Here is a 15803-nt window from a genome sequence, read left to right as displayed (position 1 = left end):
GGGAAGATGATGGCGAGCGCCGATCAGTTCTGGCACGACGTCGACCGGCACATGGTGCGTTACGGGGGATCGTTCGTTCCACGGATCATCACCCGGGCGGAGGGAAGTCACGTCTACGACCAGACCGGATCCGCCATCCTCGACTTCACCTCCGGGCAGATGAGCTCCGTTCTCGGACATTCACATCCCGACATCGTGGCCACGGTCACGTCGGCGATCGGCGCCCTCGACCACCTGTACAGCGGGATGCTCAGCACCCCCGTGGTGGACCTCGCCCGAACGCTCTGCTCGACCCTGCCCCCAACGCTGACCAAGATGCTGCTGCTGAGCACCGGCGCGGAGTCCAACGAGGCCGCCATCAAAATGGCGAAGCTGTACACCGGAAAGTACGAGATCGTCTCGTTCGACAGGTCGTGGCACGGAATGACCTCGGGTGCGGCTTCGGCGACGTTCAGTGCCGGCCGTCGAGGCTATGGACCTCCGATGCCGGGCAACCTCACCCTGCCAACACCGAATGCCTACCGGTCTCCGTTTCGGCACTCCGACGGCACCTACGACTGGCGGACCGAACTCGACTACGGGTTCGACATCGTCGACAAGCAGTCCTCCGGCAGTCTGGCTGCGTGCCTGGTCGAACCAATCCTGTCGTCCGGCGGCATCATCGAGCCGCCACCGGGGTACCTCCGCAGACTCAAGGAACTCTGCACCGAACGCGGCATGCTCCTGATCGTCGACGAGGCACAGACCGGTATCGGCCGCACCGGCCTGATGTACGGGTTCGAACACGATGGGATCGTCCCGGACCTGTTGACGTTGTCGAAGACGCTGGGCGCGGGCCTGCCGGTGGCCGTTGTGGTGACCAGCGAGGAGATCGAAACCACATGTCACGAACGAGGTTTCCTGTTCTTCACCACGCACGTGTCGGACCCGCTCGCGGCAGCCGTCGCTCTGACCGTCCTGACCGTGGTCGACCGGGACGGCCTGGTAGACCGAGCAGCGTCGCTGGGCCGAACGCTGGCCGCCCGGTTGGCAGGGATGTGTGCGCGCTACGAACAGGTCGGAGATGTCCGCGGACACGGTCTGTTGCAGGGGATCGAACTGGTGTCGGACAAGACGAGCAAGGCGCCGGCGGATCAGTTGGGCGCCGAGGTCACCGCGGCCTGTCTGGAACGTGGGTTGCACATGAACATCGTCCAGCTGCCCGGCATGGGCGGGATCTTCCGCATCGCACCGCCGCTGACCGTCACCGAGACCGAACTCGACGAAGGTCTGGGCATCCTCGACGACGCCCTCGCAGCGGTCCTGCGGCGATGAACCGAACTGCGACTACAGCTGGGCGGGTAGCGGGCCCGTCAGATTGGACGGTCGGCACCACAGCGTCACCGCGAGGGTGAGCGCGGCAGCGACCGCGAACGCTGCCTGAACGCTGACCAGGTCGGCCGTACCGCCGAGCAGCGCGGCTGCGATCGGCCGCGAGCCGAGGAAGCCGACAAGCCACAGCGCCATGATGCGGCCTCGTAACTCTTCGGGCGCGCGCTCCTGCACCACGGTGCTCAGTCCGGTCATGGCCCAGCCGAAACCCAGCCCCGCCAACGCGAACCCGGCCATCGCGACAACCGGTCCCGCCGCGATGGCCAGCACCGCACCCCCGGCGGCCAGCCCCGCCAATCCGATGCTCGACACACGCGCCGAGGCCATCCGCCCCCGCATCAGGGCCAGCGCCACCATGCCGACCGCCGCGCCGATGCCGAACACCGCGGACAACGTTCCCACCAGGCGGGCGCCGCCGCCGAGCTCATCGGCCATCGAAGGCGTCAGCGTGATCGACGGGTCGGAGGCGAAACCGACCGTAGTCACCGCGATCAGTGCCAGCAACAGCGGGCGGTCAGCCCACACATACTTTAGTGCGGCGCGCACCCGGTAGTCCGCCCCGGAACGCCGTACCGGGGGCGCCGGAAACCGCACGGCGACCAGAAAGACGGCGAAAATCAGGTGCAGGCCGGCGCTGACGGCGAAGCCGGTGGCCGAGCCGAAGTGCGCGGCCAGGTAGGCACCGGTGGCAGGGCCGGCGATGCGGCCGATGGTCATCGGGATGCTGTTGAGCGCCATGGCCGTGGAGAGCTCACCGGGACGGATCAGGTTGGGCACGATCGACTGCATCGCCGGCCCGCCCACGACGAAGCCGAACCCGACCAGCCCGGTCCCGAGGAGTATCGGAATCGCGGTGGCGGTGCCCTGCAGCCCGGGTTCGAGGAACAGCCAGATCGCCACGAACCCGGACCCGGCGATGCACAACACCCGGCCCAGCAGAATCTGACGTTCCGGGTTCCCGGTGTCGGCCCACTTGCCGCTGGTGGGGCTCAGGATCAGCTGCGGTGCGAACTGTACGACGCCGACCAGGCCGACCATCAGCGCCGAGCGCGTCGCGTCGTACATCACGATCGCCGCGACGATGCCGTGGGTCCACACCGCGACGACCGAGAACATCTTTCCCCAGAACAGCGCACCGAAGACCGGGTCGAACATCAATCCGAGCGCACCCCGCGATTGCGGCGGGGCGGTGGTTTCTGTGGTTTCTGCGGTCACTCGATGCCCGCGCCTTCGAAGCGTTCGGTCAACCGGTCCAGCAGGCCGACCAGCGTGTCGACATCGGCGTCCGGCCAGTCGGCGATCGTCTCGGCGACCAGATCCCGGCGCCGATCCGTCACGGTCGCCAGCGCCTTGCGGCCGACGTCCGTCAGCACCAACGCACACCGCCGCTGATCGTCGGGGGCGGAGGTCTTGGTGAGCAGGCCGGCCGCGACGACGGCGGCGACGGTGCGGCTGGCGGTGGACTGCTCGACCGCCATGAACTCGGCGACGTCGCGGATCGAGGCGCCGGCCTCGGTGCGTTCGCATTCCTCCACCGCACGCAGCACTCGCAACATCGACACGTTCGTCACCGAGTCCGCTCCGTCGAGAAGCCGCCGCCGCCAGGCCGGGCGCTGCCGCGCGAGATGAATGCGCGTGAGCAGGTCGTCGAGTCGGTCGTAGCGGGCTTGCGTCACTATATATGCATAGCACATGCATATATCCGGGGCCGCGGCTGGGTGCAGTCAGATTTCTGTCACCGGTCGGTGCGGACCGGATGTGATAGACACTGCGCTATGTCCGCCGTGAGCAGCGAAGTCTCGTCGACGGCCTGCCATGAGTAGCGACCGCCTGTTGACACCGGGCGAGACGTGCTGGCGCGTGGAACGTGCCGATCAGCTGGCGTGCATCATCGATGGCGCCGACTACTTCTATCAGTGCAAGGCCGCGCTGCTGCAGGCCCAGCGCCGGATCCTGCTCATCGGGTGGGACTTCGACACCCGGATGACGTTCGAGCGCGGTGGCAAAACACTTCCCGGGCCGAACCAGCTGGGCACGTTCCTGCGTTGGCTGGTGCGGGTGCGGCCCAATCTCGACATCTACCTGCTGAGATCGAATCTGCGGCTGTTCCCGGCATTCGAAGGGATGTGGGGTGACTTCACGCCCGTGGCGTTGTTGAACTGGCTCACCCGCGACCGGCTGCAGTTCGCCATCGACGGTGCGCATCCGACCGGTGCGGTCCATCATCAGAAGATCGTGGTGATCGACGACGTGATGGCGTTCTGCGGCGGCATCGATCTCACCCACGGCCGCTGGGATACTCGCGAGCATCTGCAGAACAACGAGTTTCGCGTCGACAGCGGAAGTGCATACGGCCCCAGGCACGAAGCCGCCTTCGCGGTCAGCGGGGCCGCCGCGCGCGCTCTCGGCGACCAGGCGCGGGAGCGATGGCGGACGGCGACGGGCGAGTACGTGGCTCAGGTGGTCGTCGACCGCCGGGTCTGGCCGGACGGACTCGAGCCGATCATGCGCAACGTCGATGTCGGGATCATGCGCACCATGCCGGAGATGGACAACCACAGCGAAATCCGCGAGGTGGAGGCGCTCAACCTCGCGGCGATCGCGGCGGCGCGTCACACGATCTACCTCGAGAACCAGTACCTGGCCTCCCGCACGCTCGCCTTCGCGCTGGCCCGGCGGCTGCGCGAACCCGACGGCCCGGAAATCGTCGTCGTCATCCCTCGTAGCTCGGAAAGCCGTCTGGAAGAACAAGCGATGGACAGCGCGAGATACCGCCTCCTGCATGAACTCTGGCAATCAGATCAGCATCAGCGACTGGCTGTGTACTGGCCGGTGACCGACGAGGACATTCCGATCTACGTGCATTCCAAGATCATGGTGATCGACGATCGGCTGTTGCGCATCGGTTCCTCGAACCTGAACAACCGGTCGATGGGATTCGACAGCGAGTGCGACGTGGCCGTGGAGGCAGACCCCGCCGCCGCGGAGCACGACGAGCTCCGCCAGACGATCACATCGGTGCGTAACCACTTGGTGAGCGAGCACCTCGGTGTGTCCGCCGACGAGTTCGACGACGCCGTGCAGCGCCGGAATTCGTTCCTTCAGGCGGTGGAAACGCTACGCGGAGAAGGCCGGACGCTGCGGCGGTTCACCGAGGAGACCATCGCCGGTGAGGCCAGCCTGCTGGCCGAGAACGACCTGATGGATCCCGACCATGTGCCGAAGTCCGTCGGCCGCAGCGTCCAGCGCTGGGTCGAAGGGCTGACGAAGAAGCCGCCCCAGGTGTGAGGCTCGGCGGTCAGTGGACACGCAGAATCGTGGTCGCCGACCGCCGGACGGCAGCGGTCCTGAGCTCGGCCACAGGTGAGTAGTCGGCGTCGTTCACCAGCTCGAACACCGCTTCGGTGGAGGGATAGTTCCCCAGGAAGATCAGATCGGGCACGACGTCGTCGTCATAGGCCGATTCGGGGACGAAACGCGGGGCGACGTAGTGGCCGCCGACCTTCTCGACCAGCGGCTGCGCCGCCCTCAGATATTCGTCGTAGCGTTCGCGGCCATCGTCGTTGAACCACAGCATGTTCAGCACCGCGACGCCTGGGCTCAGCATGGCCGGTGTGGCGTCGGGTGGATCGATCGTGCAGCGGGTGAGCACCGCCCGCTCGACGGCATCGGTGCGGAGGTGGGCGACCTCCCGGTAGCGCTCGCTGCGCCACATCTGATCGAAGGCCTGTGCCGACGGGTAACGGACGAAGCCGACGAGAAACGGGTCGAAACCGCCCTCGAGGGCATCCTCGGCGACGAGGAACGGCGTGACGAGCTCGGCACCCACCTCGGCGAGGATCGGCATGACGCCGGCCGCGTACTTCGCGTACAGATCGAAGCCGTCCGGTTTGAACCACAGCGCGTTGAACATGGCGATCGGCGCCGTCGATGACTGCTCCAAGGGCGACATCGCTGCAGCCTATGCGTCTGCGAGCGCCTCGCCGATCTCCTGGGCGACGCGGTTGTGCTCGTCCTGGATCAGTAGGTGCCCGGTGGCCAACACCAGTGCGACGGGCCACTCGATGATCTCGACGGCGGCGAGCACACCGAGCGCCCCGTAGAAGGCCAGCTGCTCGGGCCTGGGCAGACGGACCCGCCCGAGCACCGGCAGATCCACCGCGAACGACTGGGCTTCGCGGACCGCCTGTACGGCTTCTCGTTGAGGCGTTGTCCGCCGCGAGGTTTCGGCCATTTGTCGCCTTTCGGTCATGGCGTGTTTGCTTTCTAGACGCCGGTCGTCTGGACCGTGGGAGACGTGTCCAACACTGGTGCCGGCGCTTCCTCGGACCCGATCTCTGTGGTGTCCCATTTCATCGCGATGCCGCTTCGTGAAATGTACGCCGTGTTGTGGCGGCTGGGAGTGCTCGACATCGAGGACTGAACGCGGCTCAGCACCCGCGGGGCGATTGCGGCCGCCGCGGTGGCCACCCCAGCTGTTCCGAGTGCCTGCGTCCAGCCGATGGGGCCCAGCGGCGTACACCCCAGCAGCTGGCTGACCCCAGGAGTGCTGATGAGCGCGCCGAGCGTGACCAGCGAACCGGCCGCCGTGGTGACCACCAGGGGGCTGTGCGAATCGATGAGCGTCTGACCCAACTGGGTGGAGACGAGCGCGACCAGCGCCACCGTCGACGCCCGTCGCGGCTGCAAGGTGAACCCGGCCATCAACCACGCCGTCGTCGCGGCGGCCGCAGTGGTGGTGCCGCGGATCGCGACAGTCCGCCACAGCGCTGCCTGGTCCGGTCCACGGCCTGCGCCGTCCTCGGTGCCCACTGCGGGGCTGACGGCCAGTGCCGCCGCCGGCAGGGCGTCGGTCATCATGTTGACCAGCAGCAACTGACGGGTGTTCAGCGGCGACCGACCTGTCAGCGCTGAGCCCACGATGGCGAACGCGACCTCACCGGCATTGCCGCCGAGCAGCACCGCCACCGCGGCCTGGACCCGACGCCACAACTGGCGGCCTTCGTCGATCGCGTCCAGGAGAGAGCCGATGCGACCGTCGAGCAGCATCACGTCGGCGGCCGTGCGCGCCGGGTCGGTGCCGTGGCCGGCCACCCCGATGCCCACCGTGGCCGAGCGGATCGCCGCTGCGTCGTTGGCGCCGTCACCGACCATCGCGCAGACCAGGCCGACGCGTTCCAGTGTCTGCACCAGCTGGACTTTGTGTTCCGGTGTCATCCGGGCGAACACCACTTTGTCGCGCACCGCGGCTTTCTGGCCCCGACGCGACAAGGCCTCCCATTCGGAGCCGCTGATCACCTGATCGAGCGTCACCGGCAGCCCCAGCTCGGCGGCGATCGCCGCCGCGGTGACCGGGTGGTCCCCGGTGGCCAGCCGAACGGCGATGTCCTGATCCTGGAGCGCCCTGAGCAGCCCGGCCGCCTCCTCGCGCGGGGTATCCGAGATACCGAGCAGCCCGGCCGCCTGCAGGTCGCTGCCACACAGTTCTGCGAAGGCCTCGTCGCTTTCGCGTGCGGCTTCGACCTGCGCCGCCGTCACCGTCCGGCGCGCCACCGCGATGACGCGCAATCCGGACTCCGCCATCTCGTGTATCGCCTCGGCGAGCGAACCGTTGTGGCCGAGGCCGGCCGCGAGCACCACTTCCGGCGCGCCCTTGAGGACGAGCTCAGTCCCGATGAGCGAGGCCGAGAACGGTCTGCCGGACCTGAACGGCAGGTGCACCGCGTCGCCGTTGTACTCCGGTTGCCCGGTGGGCGCAGCGGCGATCACCGCGGCATCGGTGGCGTGCTCGTGCCGGGCGCCGTTCTTGGGGGCGGTCGCCGCCGCGGCGAACGTCAGCACCTGTTCGTCGGTGAAATCCGCTGTGCTGTGCACACGGGACACCCGCAGCCGGTTCTCGCTGAGGGTGCCGGTCTTGTCGAAGCACACCACGTCGATGCGGCCGAGCGCCTCCACGGACTTCGGGCTGCGAACCAAGACGCCCGCCCGGGTGAGCCGGCGCGCCGAGGCCTGCTGCGCGAGGGTGGCGACCAGCGGCAGGCCCTCGGGCACGGCAGCGACGGCGACGGCCACGCCACTGGACACTGCCTGACGCAGCGGTGCCATGCGCAGCAGACCGAGACCGCTGACGAGCGCTCCGCCGGCCAGGCTGAACGGCAACGCCCGATTGGTCAATTCCCGAAGCTGAGACTGCAACCCGACCGCCGAACCCTGCGCCGGAGCCACCTCGGCCGCCCGTCGCACCTGCGTCTGCGCCCCGACAGTCGTCACCACCGCCACCGCACTACCGGCGACCACGGTTGTCGTCGCGAAAAGCATGCAGCTACGTTCGGCGACCGCGGCGCCCGGCGTGGACTCGGGTTGCTTCGGCACCGGCAGAGACTCACCCGTGAGCGAGGCCTCGTCGACCTCGAGGTCGGTGGCCTCGACGATCCGGCAGTCGGCCGGAATCACTTCACCGGAACGTACCTCGATGAGTTGGCCGGGAAGCAACCGTGCTGCGCTGACGCTGCTGTAGCCGTCGTCGAGTAGCAACCGGGCCGGCGGGTCCTGCACCGCCAGCAGGCGCCGCAACAGCCGCTCAGCGCGTACCTGCTGGGACGCGGCCAGCACTGCGTTGCCGGTGAGGACCGACCCGACCAGGATGGCGTCGACCGGTGACCCCAGAAGGGCACTGGCCGCCGAGCCGACGGCCAACACCGGCGTCAACGGGTCGGACAGTTCCTGGCGAACAGCCGAGCCCAACTCTGCCACCAGCCGAAGCGCCGGCCCCGTCACGTTGCCGACCAGCGCCGAGGAGGCGCTGGCCGACGCGGCCAGCCGCGATCGCGGTGGACTCGCCTGAATCGTCGGCTGCGGCAGCGCCTCTCGAACCTGGTCCACCGACATCGCGTGCCATTCGTCCATCGGAGCCGGTGTCGGCACCGGGGCGGTGAACACTCCCCGAGCCAGCCATACGCCGGTGGCCAGGCCGGCGGCGGCGCCGGCGGTTATGGGCCCGGGGCCGCGACCGCGAACCCCGGGGATCATCAGGATGGAACCCAGAATCGTTGCGCTGGTGGCGAGTTCGACACCACGGCGGCTCGCGCGCCGAGCCGCAGGGATGGCGTGCATGATCCGCCATGCCGAGCTGAGCTCGGAAATCAGCAAGTCGGCCTGCCACGGTGGCTGCCGCCCCGGGCAAGCAAGACCGATCGCCACGTCGGCAGCGGACAGCGCCCGCCCGGCATCGCCGGAGAGCACGGCCACGGTGCGTCCGTCAGCCTGCAGAGCCTGCACGGTGGCCAGCATGGCGGAATCCATGGATCCCGCCACCGGCCGCAACTCGTCGAAAGACGAACGCAGATCGCCGAGTTCCTCGCACGTCACCGACACCGCCTCGATGTCGGCACGCCGGATCGCCGCGACCACGTTCGCCGCCAAGGGGTGCGGGGTACGGCCGACAAAAATCTGCGGGACAACCTGCGGGATCTTCCCGGCTTTGCCGTTGCGCGCCACGCGGTCGCGCCGCGGGACGTCGTGCCACCCGGCGGCCAGCGCACCGTTGTGGACCTGTTCCTGCGCCCACTGCCAGATCGCGGCGCGGTCGTGCTCGGCAACTGCGCGCAGCCCGCCGACCCGTAACCGATCGGTGAGCAGGACCCGGGGATCGACCACCACGGCGTCGGCGCGGTCGAGGCGACGCAGCGCATCGGGGCGCAGCGTGAGCACGTCGTGGTGCTCGGCCAGCCCGCGCCCCAACGTCGCCGCGAACGCCTCACGCGCGTGGCGGGCGGCCTTGGGTGCGGCGACCACCGCGGCGGTGGCAGCGGCATTGAGGTCGCCGGTCAGCAGGCCGACCGATGGGGCGGCGACGCCCTGCGCCACCCCGCTGCGCTGGGCATGACGCTCGATCGGACCCAACGGCAACGGGCACGGCCGGACGACATCTCCGTCCTCGTCGGTGCCCGTCGAGTCCGCGTGATCGCCGAGTGTGGCCTCGTGGCGCTGCCAGACCTGGGCGGCCGCGGTGAGTTCGCCGAGTTGGCTGAGGTTCCTGAGGAACTCGACGGCCAGCGAGGACGGGGCCTGAGTGAGTGTGTAGACCGACGCGGCGGCAAGGGCGATCGCGGTGTCGGCCGCGGCGTCGCCGAGACGCTTCTCGACGACGGCACGCAACCGGGGTTGGTAGTCGACCGCGGTCACCGCGGCGACCAGGCCGGTGGGCAGCGCCGGCCAGAACAAGGTGCGCCCGGCGGCTGCTGCGCAGAACCCGAGGCCGTTGGCCGCCGCCGCGATCAGCAGCCCGCCCAGCACCACCCCGTCACCCGGCAGGTCGGTCGGACCGGTGATGCGGGCGTCGCTGCCGGCCTGCTCCTCGACGTCGGCGACGATCCGGCACAACTCGTCCAGGGTGGGCCCGTCCGGGTCGACGGACACGACCATCCGCGAGGTCGGTTGGTTGAGTACCGCGGACCGCACCCCGGGGACAGCCCGCACCGAATCGAGCAGCGCTGCAGCGAGGTCGGATCCGGTCCCGGCGGTCAGGCCGCGGACCTCGATCCAGCAGCGGTCCTCGTGGCGCCACCGCCGACGGACCGGTTCACTTCCGACCAGCTCGCGCGTGGCGCTCATCACCGCCGCACGCGCGTCGCCCGGCACGACATCTCCCAGGCCACGGGCCACGCTTGTCGTGACCCTGGTGCCCAATCGCAGCCCGGACGCGGCAAATCCGACGCTCAGCGTGACGGGGGCGAGCGCAATGCTGGTTGCGGTCCCCGCCAGGCGTCCGAGGAGAGAACTCACTTCCCGGCAGTGCGCCGCGGCGAACCCGCCTTGCGCGCCGGCCGGGCCGATGGGTTCTTAGAGGAGGCCTTCTTAGCGGAGGCCTTCTTCGCCGGGGCTTTCTTTGCCGGAGCCTTTTTAGCCGGGGCTTTTTTGGCTGGCGCCACCTTCTTCACCGGAGGGGCGACGCTCTGCCGCGTGGCCGTCGTGACCGCGGGGGCGGCATCCGCCTCGCCGGCGCGCTGACTGAGCCGGTGCACGACCAGTGCAGCCCCGCCAACGGTGACCAGCAGGGGCCACTCGACAAGACCGGCGGCGCCGATGGCCCCGATGGTGAGCGCGGCCGCCGCCGGGGATCGGCTACCGCTGGACAGTCCTGTGCGGACGCCGTTGGCCGCACCTCGCACACCGCCGGCCACTCCGTTGATCGCGGCGCCGCCAACGGCCCCCGCTGTGGCCGTCGTGGCATCGGCCACCTTCGTCAAGCCTCGAAAGGCCGTTGAAATGGCACTCATTGCGTCTCCTGGGCCGGTTTGTTCGCCTGGTCGTCATCTTCCGATAACCGTCGGTTATACACAGCGCAGGTGAACAACCCGCTCGATCGCGGTCTCACGTGTGCGCCGGGGTGTTCGCGAATTGGTCGGTGATCGCCTGGCAGAAGGCGGGCAGGTCGGCGGGCGACCGACTGGTGATCAGATTGCCGTCGATGCACACCTGCTGGTCGACGACGGTCGCTCCGGCGTTGCGAAGGTCGGTGCGCAGGCTCGGGTAGGACGTCAGCGTCCGGTCTCGGACCACCCCGGCTTCCACCAGCGCCCACGGTCCATGGCAGATGGCGGCGACGGGTTTACCGGAGCGGACGAAGTCACGGACGAACGCCACAGCCGACTCGTCGAGGCGCAGCTTGTCCCCGTTCACCGTGCCGCCTGGCAGCACCAGAGCGTCGAACTCGTCTACTCTGGCGTCGGCGACCACCCGGTCCACCGGGAACGTGCCGGCGGGCTCGAGATCGTGGTTGCGCGCGTCGATCTCACCGGACTTCACCGACAGCAGTTCGACCCGTCCACCGGCGTTGGTCACCGCATCCCGCGGCTGCTCGAGTTCGACCTTCTCGACACCGTCGGCGGCGAGGAACGCGATCGTTCGGCCATCGAGTTCATTGGGCATGTTGCGGCTCCTTTCATCAGGTGGTTATCCGGTTACCCCCTGGTCGGTGATCAAACCCACGCGACGGTTCGATCACGGCTGAGTCGGATGTGTCGGATCGGGGTACGTCACCCCTGACGAAGGGGCGCGTAATGGGTGCGAACACAGATCCAGCCGACGGCCGGGCAGAGAAGCCGAAGGGCGGCCGTCCCGGGCCGGCCGATCACGGCGGTGAAGGCGGCATGGCGACCCGGGAGAACGCCCCCGAGCTGACCGAACCCGAGCACGACGACAGCTGAAACAGGAGGAACGTGTGGCCGGCCAGACCGACAACAATCGACTCGAGAGAAGCGACCGACTCGAGAACGTCGCCCCCGGCGACATCATCTCGCTGCAGCTACCCGACCGGCCCGGCGACGGGCGTCCGTACAAGGTGGTGCACAGGGACGCGAGCGAAGTCAACGGCACTCCGGCCGTCCTCGTCACCTTCGAGGGTGACGACGGTGAGACGTTCGACGCCGAGCTGCCCTCCGACACCGCGGTGACGCGCGCACTGGAGTCCAAGTGGGAATCAGCGCAGAGTCCCACGCCGCACACCGACCGCTGACGTGCGGACGCACCTGCTGAAACAATGTCGCGATGGCGAAGTATGACGTCAACGAGGCGGCGGTCGAGCACGCTCGCGGCCTGATCAACTCGAGGCAGTACGTACTCGACAGCGACTGGGGTGAGGCGCAGCCGAAGGCCGCCGCAGAGAACGCCTACCTCGAGTCGCACGACTGGCAGGAGTACGCGCGATGGCATCTCGGCCTGACAGAAGGGGCCGAGGACGGCACCAAGGCCAGGTACGCCTTCGTCTTCGGCGACTTCCGCCGCGTCCACCGCACCGGGCTCATCGCCTGTGTGTACCGGGCTTCGCAGTGGCGGCACAAGGCCATCGAGTTGGCGGCGCATGACCTGCTGCAGCACCTCGACCAGGCCGCCGGGATCACGGCGTGATCGTTACCTACGACGAGGTGCTGCGGGAGCAGGTCCGGAGTCGTCTGGCGGGTCACGAGCGTCGCGCAGTGACGGACCCGACGAAGCGGCACGCGGCCGTCGCGGTGGTTCTCGTCGACTCCGAGCTGGGTGAGGACCGCGTCGACCCGGCACCGGTGGACGACTGGATCGCCGGGCGCCCGATGCCGGCAGACCTCGACGGCAGAATGGTCGACGTGTCCGGTGGTGCCGCATTCTTGTTGTGCCGCAGGGCTTCCCGACTCACCTCGCACGCCGCCCAATGGGCATTGCCGGGTGGTCGGCTGGACCCCGGCGAAACCGTGGTGCAGGCCGCGCTGCGTGAGCTCGACGAAGAGGTCGGCGTCCGAATGCCCGACGCGAGCGTGCTGGGCCTACTCGACGATTACCCGACGCGGTCGGGGTATGTCATCACGCCGGTGGTGATCTGGGGCGGTGGCCGACTGGACCCACGTCCGGCGCCCGACGAGGTGGTGGCGGTCTACCGGGTGGGGCTGCACCAACTGCTGCGAAACGACTCGCCGCGTTTCATCACGATCCCCGAAAGTCCCCGGCCGGTTGTGCAGATTCCGTTGGGCGGTGACCTCATCCATGCCCCGACGGGCGCGATCCTGTTGCAGTTGAGGTGGTTGGCGCTGGAGGGCCGCCACGACCCGGTCGATGGGCTGGAGCAGCCGGTGTTCGCCTGGCGGTGACAGCTGCCCAGCCGCCGACGACGGCCGTCCCTGACGGCGGAGCCGACCCGCTGGTCAGGACGGGGCTTCGTTGGTGACCGCCTTGTAGCCGCGGGCGCTCGCCCGGTTCACCGCGGCCCGCACCAGACCGAAGATCAGGCTCTGCAGCGCAGCGGCGAACAGCACCTTGGCCGTCGACTGGCTGAGATCGTCGGGATCCGGCGGCGGTTGGTCAGCCTCGCCTATCCGCTTCCAGACCTGGGTGAACACTGCGCTGGCCACCAGACCACCGGCCACACTGACCACCATCGACAGCGGCGTGTAGAGGACTTTCGAGGTACTGCTCATCGTGCCTGCTTCCTGACGGGTGCTGACTGCGTTGAGTACAAGTACCCGCGAACGCGAAGGTGTAACTCCGACGGACGCGGGTAACCCCGGCGCCACCAAACGGTGGTCGGAGGAACTTGGAGGCGGGGCGTGCGGTTGCGGCGCAGTGCACTGGACAAACCGGGAATCACCCGGAAACGCAGAGGCAAGGGCTTCGCGTACTACGGCACCGACGGCGAACTGCTGGACGACGAAGCCACATTGCAGCGCATCAAGGATCTGGTCATCCCGCCGGCGTGGAAGAAGGTGTGGATCAGCCCTCAACCCAACGGTCACATCCAGGCTGTCGGCACCGACGTCGCGGGTCGTCGTCAGTACCTATACCACCAGGCGTGGCAGGAAGAGCGCGCCGAGGAGAAGTTCGACCGGGTGCTGGAGATGTCGCTGGAACTGCCGCAGTGGCGCGCCCGAATCGCCGAGGATCTGGCTGGCCGCGGGCTGGGACGGGACCGGGTTCTGGCCCTGGCCTTGCACCTGTTGGACCGGGGCTACTTCCGTGCCGGCGGGGAACAGTACGCCGAGGAGAACGAGTCCTACGGGCTGGCCACCCTGCAGTGTGACCACTTGACGTTGCGCGGTGGCTCGGTGTCGTTCGACTACCCGGCCAAAAGCGGTGTGCGCCGGACACTGGAAATCGAGGACCCCGAGGTGGTTCGAGCCGTCCGGTCGTTGCTGCGGCGCACGGACCGGACAGAACGGTTGCTCGTCAGCCGTAGCGCCTCCGGGTGGGCCGATGTCCGTGCCGACGATCTCAACGCGCGATTCAAGGAACTGGTCGGCGACGAGTACAGCGTCAAGGACTTGCGTACCTGGCACGGCACCGTGCTGGCCGCCGAGGCCTTCGTCGACGCGGACCCGCCGGTGTCGGAGAAGGTGGTCAAGCGTGTCGAGTCGGCAGTGATGAAGGAAGTCGCCGAGGGGCTGGGGAACACGCCGGCGGTGGCCCGCGGCTCCTACGTCGACCCCCGAGTGGTGGCCGGGTACGAAAAGGGGCACACCATCGCCGCCGCGGTGCGGCGCGCGCAGCGCACCCGCAAGCCAGACGAAGCCCAGCAGATCCTGGAGAAAGCGACCCGGACGTTGATCCGCAAGGTGGCGAAGAGCTGAGCCGATGAGGTTTCACCCGGCCGACGGAGGGGCACTGCGGTGGAAGCAACGCAGCTAGGAAGGTCAGATCATGACTGCACAACCACACCACACCACCGAGGCCTCCACGCCTCAACTCCTGGGCCAGCTCTCCGAGCAGACCTCGCGGCTGGTGCGCGACGAGATGCGATTGGCTCAGAAGGAATTCCAGGAATCGGTCCGTCATGCCGGGATCGGTGCCGGCCTGTTCAGCGCCGCCGGTCTGCTCGCAGTACTGGGCCTGGCCACGCTGATCGCCGCCGGCGTCGCCGGGCTGGCGCTGGTGCTGCCGGTCTGGGCTGCAGCTCTGATCGTCGCCGCGGTGTTGTTCCTGTGCGCAGGGGTGGCTGCACTGGTGAGCCGCAAGCAGGTGCAGCAAGTGTCTCCACCGGCCAACGAGTCGGTGGACAGCGTCAAGCACGACCTCGAGGAGATCAAGGAGGCCCGACATGGCCAGCGCTGACAGGCTCCCACCGGAGCCCGGCCCGGACGCCGGGGTAGAGGAATTGCAGGCGGACATCGAACAGACCCGCAACCAGCTCGGAGAAACCGTGGGTGCGCTGTCGGACAAGCTGGACGTCAAGACCCGTGCTCAGGACAAAGCCACGGAAACCAAGGAAGCGGTCGTGGACCGGGCGCAGACGGCCACGGCCTCTGCGAAGGCGAACCCGGCGGTGCCGGCGGGCGTGATCCTGGCCGGGGTCGCCGTCATCGGTTTGCTGTGGTGGCGGCGCCGCCGGTAGCCGGCGCGCTGTCCTGGTCAGTTCAGGCAAGTCAGTTCAGGCAGTCCGCCGCGTCCACCAACTCGGCGCCCATGTTGCTCTCCATCATCCGCAGCGCCGCTTGCCCCAGGTCGGAATCGATGTGCGCGACCGCATCGCGGGGCACGATCACGTCGAAGTGGCGGATGTAGGCGTCCAGCGCGCTGTACAGGATGCACTGTTCGGTCACCTGTCCGGTGAGGATCACCCGTTTGGTGCTCAGCCGGCTCAGCAGGTAGGCCAGAGGTGAGGCGTAGAACGCGCTGTGCCGCACCTTCGAGACGAACCTGAAGTCCGACTGGGGCGCGACGGGTTTGACCAGATCGGGACGTTCGCCTTGCAGCGCGCTCTGTACGAGGTCACTCGGCTGAGCGGTGAAATCCCCGTAGTTGTCGTTGACGTAGATGAGGTCGACGTCATCGCGATCACGTGCCCGGGTGATGAGTGCGGCGAGCGGATCGATGATGTCGGCCACATTGGGGATCAACAGTTCCGCGTCCGGATGTCGGTAGGTGTTCATCATGTCGATCACAAGAACGGCGGTGTCGGGCATGGGCGG

At 68.3% G+C, this 15803-nt stretch carries 18 protein-coding genes; 9 read left to right on the top strand and 9 right to left on the bottom strand.

What is annotated here, in order from left to right:
- The first annotated feature begins 9 nt into the window (after nt 1-9).
- Entirely contained in the window at nt 10-1314 is a 1305-nt protein-coding gene (locus G6N53_RS03525; RefSeq protein WP_163887186.1) for an aspartate aminotransferase family protein, read from the top strand.
- Between the two features lie 12 nt (nt 1315-1326).
- Here the strand turns inward: G6N53_RS03525 and G6N53_RS03520 are convergent, their stop codons facing one another.
- Together G6N53_RS03520 and G6N53_RS03515 are read right to left on the bottom strand one after the other, a co-directional pair.
- Nucleotides 1327-2526 (bottom strand): MFS transporter, encoded by a 1200-nt coding sequence (locus tag G6N53_RS03520; protein WP_163895412.1) that lies wholly within the window; start codon nt 2524-2526, stop codon nt 1327-1329.
- 56 nt (nt 2527-2582) lie between these two features.
- Nucleotides 2583-3065, bottom strand: a complete 483-nt coding sequence (locus G6N53_RS03515; protein WP_163887184.1) for a MarR family winged helix-turn-helix transcriptional regulator — start codon at nt 3063-3065, stop codon at nt 2583-2585.
- A gap of 121 nt (nt 3066-3186) precedes the next feature.
- Here G6N53_RS03515 and G6N53_RS03510 point away from each other — a divergent pair, with 121 nt between their 5' ends.
- A complete protein-coding gene (locus G6N53_RS03510) occupies nt 3187-4659 on the top strand; it encodes a phospholipase D-like domain-containing protein (RefSeq protein ID WP_163887182.1) in 1473 nt (490 codons plus the stop codon).
- Nucleotides 4660-4669: 10 nt separating this feature from the next.
- Here the strand turns inward: G6N53_RS03510 and G6N53_RS03505 are convergent, their stop codons facing one another.
- The 5 genes from G6N53_RS03505 to G6N53_RS03485 form a co-directional block, all read right to left on the bottom strand.
- On the bottom strand, nt 4670-5323 hold the full coding sequence (locus G6N53_RS03505) for a DUF1330 domain-containing protein (RefSeq protein WP_163887180.1): 654 nt from the start codon (nt 5321-5323) through the stop codon (nt 4670-4672).
- A gap of 9 nt (nt 5324-5332) precedes the next feature.
- Nucleotides 5333-5605 (bottom strand): hypothetical protein, encoded by a 273-nt coding sequence (locus G6N53_RS03500; RefSeq protein WP_163887178.1) that lies wholly within the window; start codon nt 5603-5605, stop codon nt 5333-5335.
- A gap of 32 nt (nt 5606-5637) precedes the next feature.
- Entirely contained in the window at nt 5638-10155 is a 4518-nt protein-coding gene (locus tag G6N53_RS30725; protein WP_163887176.1) for a cation-translocating P-type ATPase, read from the bottom strand.
- A complete protein-coding gene (locus G6N53_RS03490) occupies nt 10152-10649 on the bottom strand; it encodes a hypothetical protein (RefSeq protein WP_163887174.1) in 498 nt (165 codons plus the stop codon). Before G6N53_RS03490 ends, G6N53_RS30725 begins: the two co-directional genes overlap by 4 nt.
- Before the next feature lie 94 nt (nt 10650-10743).
- Nucleotides 10744-11301 (bottom strand): type 1 glutamine amidotransferase domain-containing protein, encoded by a 558-nt coding sequence (locus G6N53_RS03485; protein WP_163887172.1) that lies wholly within the window; start codon nt 11299-11301, stop codon nt 10744-10746.
- Between the two features lie 131 nt (nt 11302-11432).
- Between G6N53_RS03485 and G6N53_RS29785 the strand changes: the two genes are divergently transcribed.
- The 4 genes from G6N53_RS29785 to G6N53_RS03470 are packed head-to-tail and all read left to right on the top strand — an operon-like array spanning nt 11433 to nt 12992.
- On the top strand, nt 11433-11579 hold the full coding sequence (locus tag G6N53_RS29785; RefSeq protein WP_205390270.1) for a hypothetical protein: 147 nt from the start codon (nt 11433-11435) through the stop codon (nt 11577-11579).
- Nucleotides 11580-11593: 14 nt separating this feature from the next.
- Nucleotides 11594-11887: a hypothetical protein gene (locus G6N53_RS03480; protein ID WP_163887170.1), complete on the top strand. Its 294-nt coding sequence runs from the start codon at nt 11594-11596 to the stop codon at nt 11885-11887.
- Between the two features lie 32 nt (nt 11888-11919).
- On the top strand, nt 11920-12279 hold the full coding sequence (locus tag G6N53_RS03475) for a hypothetical protein (RefSeq protein ID WP_163887168.1): 360 nt from the start codon (nt 11920-11922) through the stop codon (nt 12277-12279).
- Nucleotides 12276-12992, top strand: a complete 717-nt coding sequence (locus G6N53_RS03470) for an NUDIX hydrolase (protein WP_163887166.1) — start codon at nt 12276-12278, stop codon at nt 12990-12992. The genes G6N53_RS03475 and G6N53_RS03470 overlap by 4 nt, the downstream gene beginning before the upstream one ends.
- A gap of 54 nt (nt 12993-13046) precedes the next feature.
- On the opposite strand, the gene G6N53_RS03465 is transcribed toward G6N53_RS03470, so the two are convergent.
- Nucleotides 13047-13319, bottom strand: a complete 273-nt coding sequence (locus G6N53_RS03465; protein ID WP_163887164.1) for a DUF4235 domain-containing protein — start codon at nt 13317-13319, stop codon at nt 13047-13049.
- A gap of 129 nt (nt 13320-13448) precedes the next feature.
- On the opposite strand from G6N53_RS03465, the gene G6N53_RS03460 reads away from it, so the two are divergent.
- The 3 genes from G6N53_RS03460 (at nt 13449) to G6N53_RS03450 (ending at nt 15226) form a co-directional block, all read left to right on the top strand.
- Complete coding sequence (locus G6N53_RS03460; protein WP_163887162.1) at nt 13449-14465, top strand: DNA topoisomerase IB; 1017 nt, start codon at nt 13449-13451, stop codon at nt 14463-14465.
- 70 nt (nt 14466-14535) lie between these two features.
- Entirely contained in the window at nt 14536-14946 is a 411-nt protein-coding gene (locus G6N53_RS03455; protein ID WP_163887160.1) for a phage holin family protein, read from the top strand.
- On the top strand, nt 14933-15226 hold the full coding sequence (locus G6N53_RS03450; RefSeq protein WP_163887158.1) for a DUF3618 domain-containing protein: 294 nt from the start codon (nt 14933-14935) through the stop codon (nt 15224-15226). The genes G6N53_RS03455 and G6N53_RS03450 overlap by 14 nt, the downstream gene beginning before the upstream one ends.
- Nucleotides 15227-15257: 31 nt before the next feature.
- On the opposite strand, the gene G6N53_RS03445 is transcribed toward G6N53_RS03450, so the two are convergent.
- On the bottom strand, nt 15258-15797 hold the full coding sequence (locus G6N53_RS03445) for a cysteine hydrolase family protein (RefSeq protein WP_163887156.1): 540 nt from the start codon (nt 15795-15797) through the stop codon (nt 15258-15260).
- Between the last annotated feature and the right edge of the window lie 6 nt (nt 15798-15803).

The sequence above is a fragment of the Mycolicibacterium hippocampi genome, from assembly GCF_010723735.1.
Classification (GTDB): Bacteria; Actinomycetota; Actinomycetes; order Mycobacteriales; family Mycobacteriaceae; genus Mycobacterium; species Mycobacterium hippocampi.
This window is presented reverse-complemented; position numbering and strand designations above follow the sequence as displayed.

Bases quoted from the DNA above. Each gene is read 5' to 3' on its own strand.
- G6N53_RS03445 (WP_163887156.1), bottom strand. From the start codon at position 15,797: ATGCCCGACACCGCCGTTCTTGTGATCGACATGATGAACACCTACCGA.
- G6N53_RS03520 (WP_163895412.1), bottom strand. From the start codon at position 2,526: ATGTTCGACCCGGTCTTCGGTGCGCTGTTCTGGGGAAAGATGTTCTCG.
- G6N53_RS03485 (WP_163887172.1), bottom strand. From the start codon at position 11,301: ATGCCCAATGAACTCGATGGCCGAACGATCGCGTTCCTCGCCGCCGAC.
- G6N53_RS03455 (WP_163887160.1), top strand. From the start codon at position 14,536: ATGACTGCACAACCACACCACACCACCGAGGCCTCCACGCCTCAACTC.
- G6N53_RS03475 (WP_163887168.1), top strand. From the start codon at position 11,920: ATGGCGAAGTATGACGTCAACGAGGCGGCGGTCGAGCACGCTCGCGGC.
- G6N53_RS03450 (WP_163887158.1), top strand. From the start codon at position 14,933: ATGGCCAGCGCTGACAGGCTCCCACCGGAGCCCGGCCCGGACGCCGGG.
- G6N53_RS03515 (WP_163887184.1), bottom strand. From the start codon at position 3,065: ATGTGCTATGCATATATAGTGACGCAAGCCCGCTACGACCGACTCGAC.
- G6N53_RS29785 (WP_205390270.1), top strand. From the start codon at position 11,433: ATGGGTGCGAACACAGATCCAGCCGACGGCCGGGCAGAGAAGCCGAAG.
- G6N53_RS03465 (WP_163887164.1), bottom strand. From the start codon at position 13,319: ATGAGCAGTACCTCGAAAGTCCTCTACACGCCGCTGTCGATGGTGGTC.
- G6N53_RS03490 (WP_163887174.1), bottom strand. From the start codon at position 10,649: ATGAGTGCCATTTCAACGGCCTTTCGAGGCTTGACGAAGGTGGCCGAT.
- G6N53_RS03500 (WP_163887178.1), bottom strand. From the start codon at position 5,605: ATGGCCGAAACCTCGCGGCGGACAACGCCTCAACGAGAAGCCGTACAG.
- G6N53_RS03525 (WP_163887186.1), top strand. From the start codon at position 10: ATGGCGAGCGCCGATCAGTTCTGGCACGACGTCGACCGGCACATGGTG.
- G6N53_RS03505 (WP_163887180.1), bottom strand. From the start codon at position 5,323: ATGTCGCCCTTGGAGCAGTCATCGACGGCGCCGATCGCCATGTTCAAC.
- G6N53_RS03510 (WP_163887182.1), top strand. From the start codon at position 3,187: ATGAGTAGCGACCGCCTGTTGACACCGGGCGAGACGTGCTGGCGCGTG.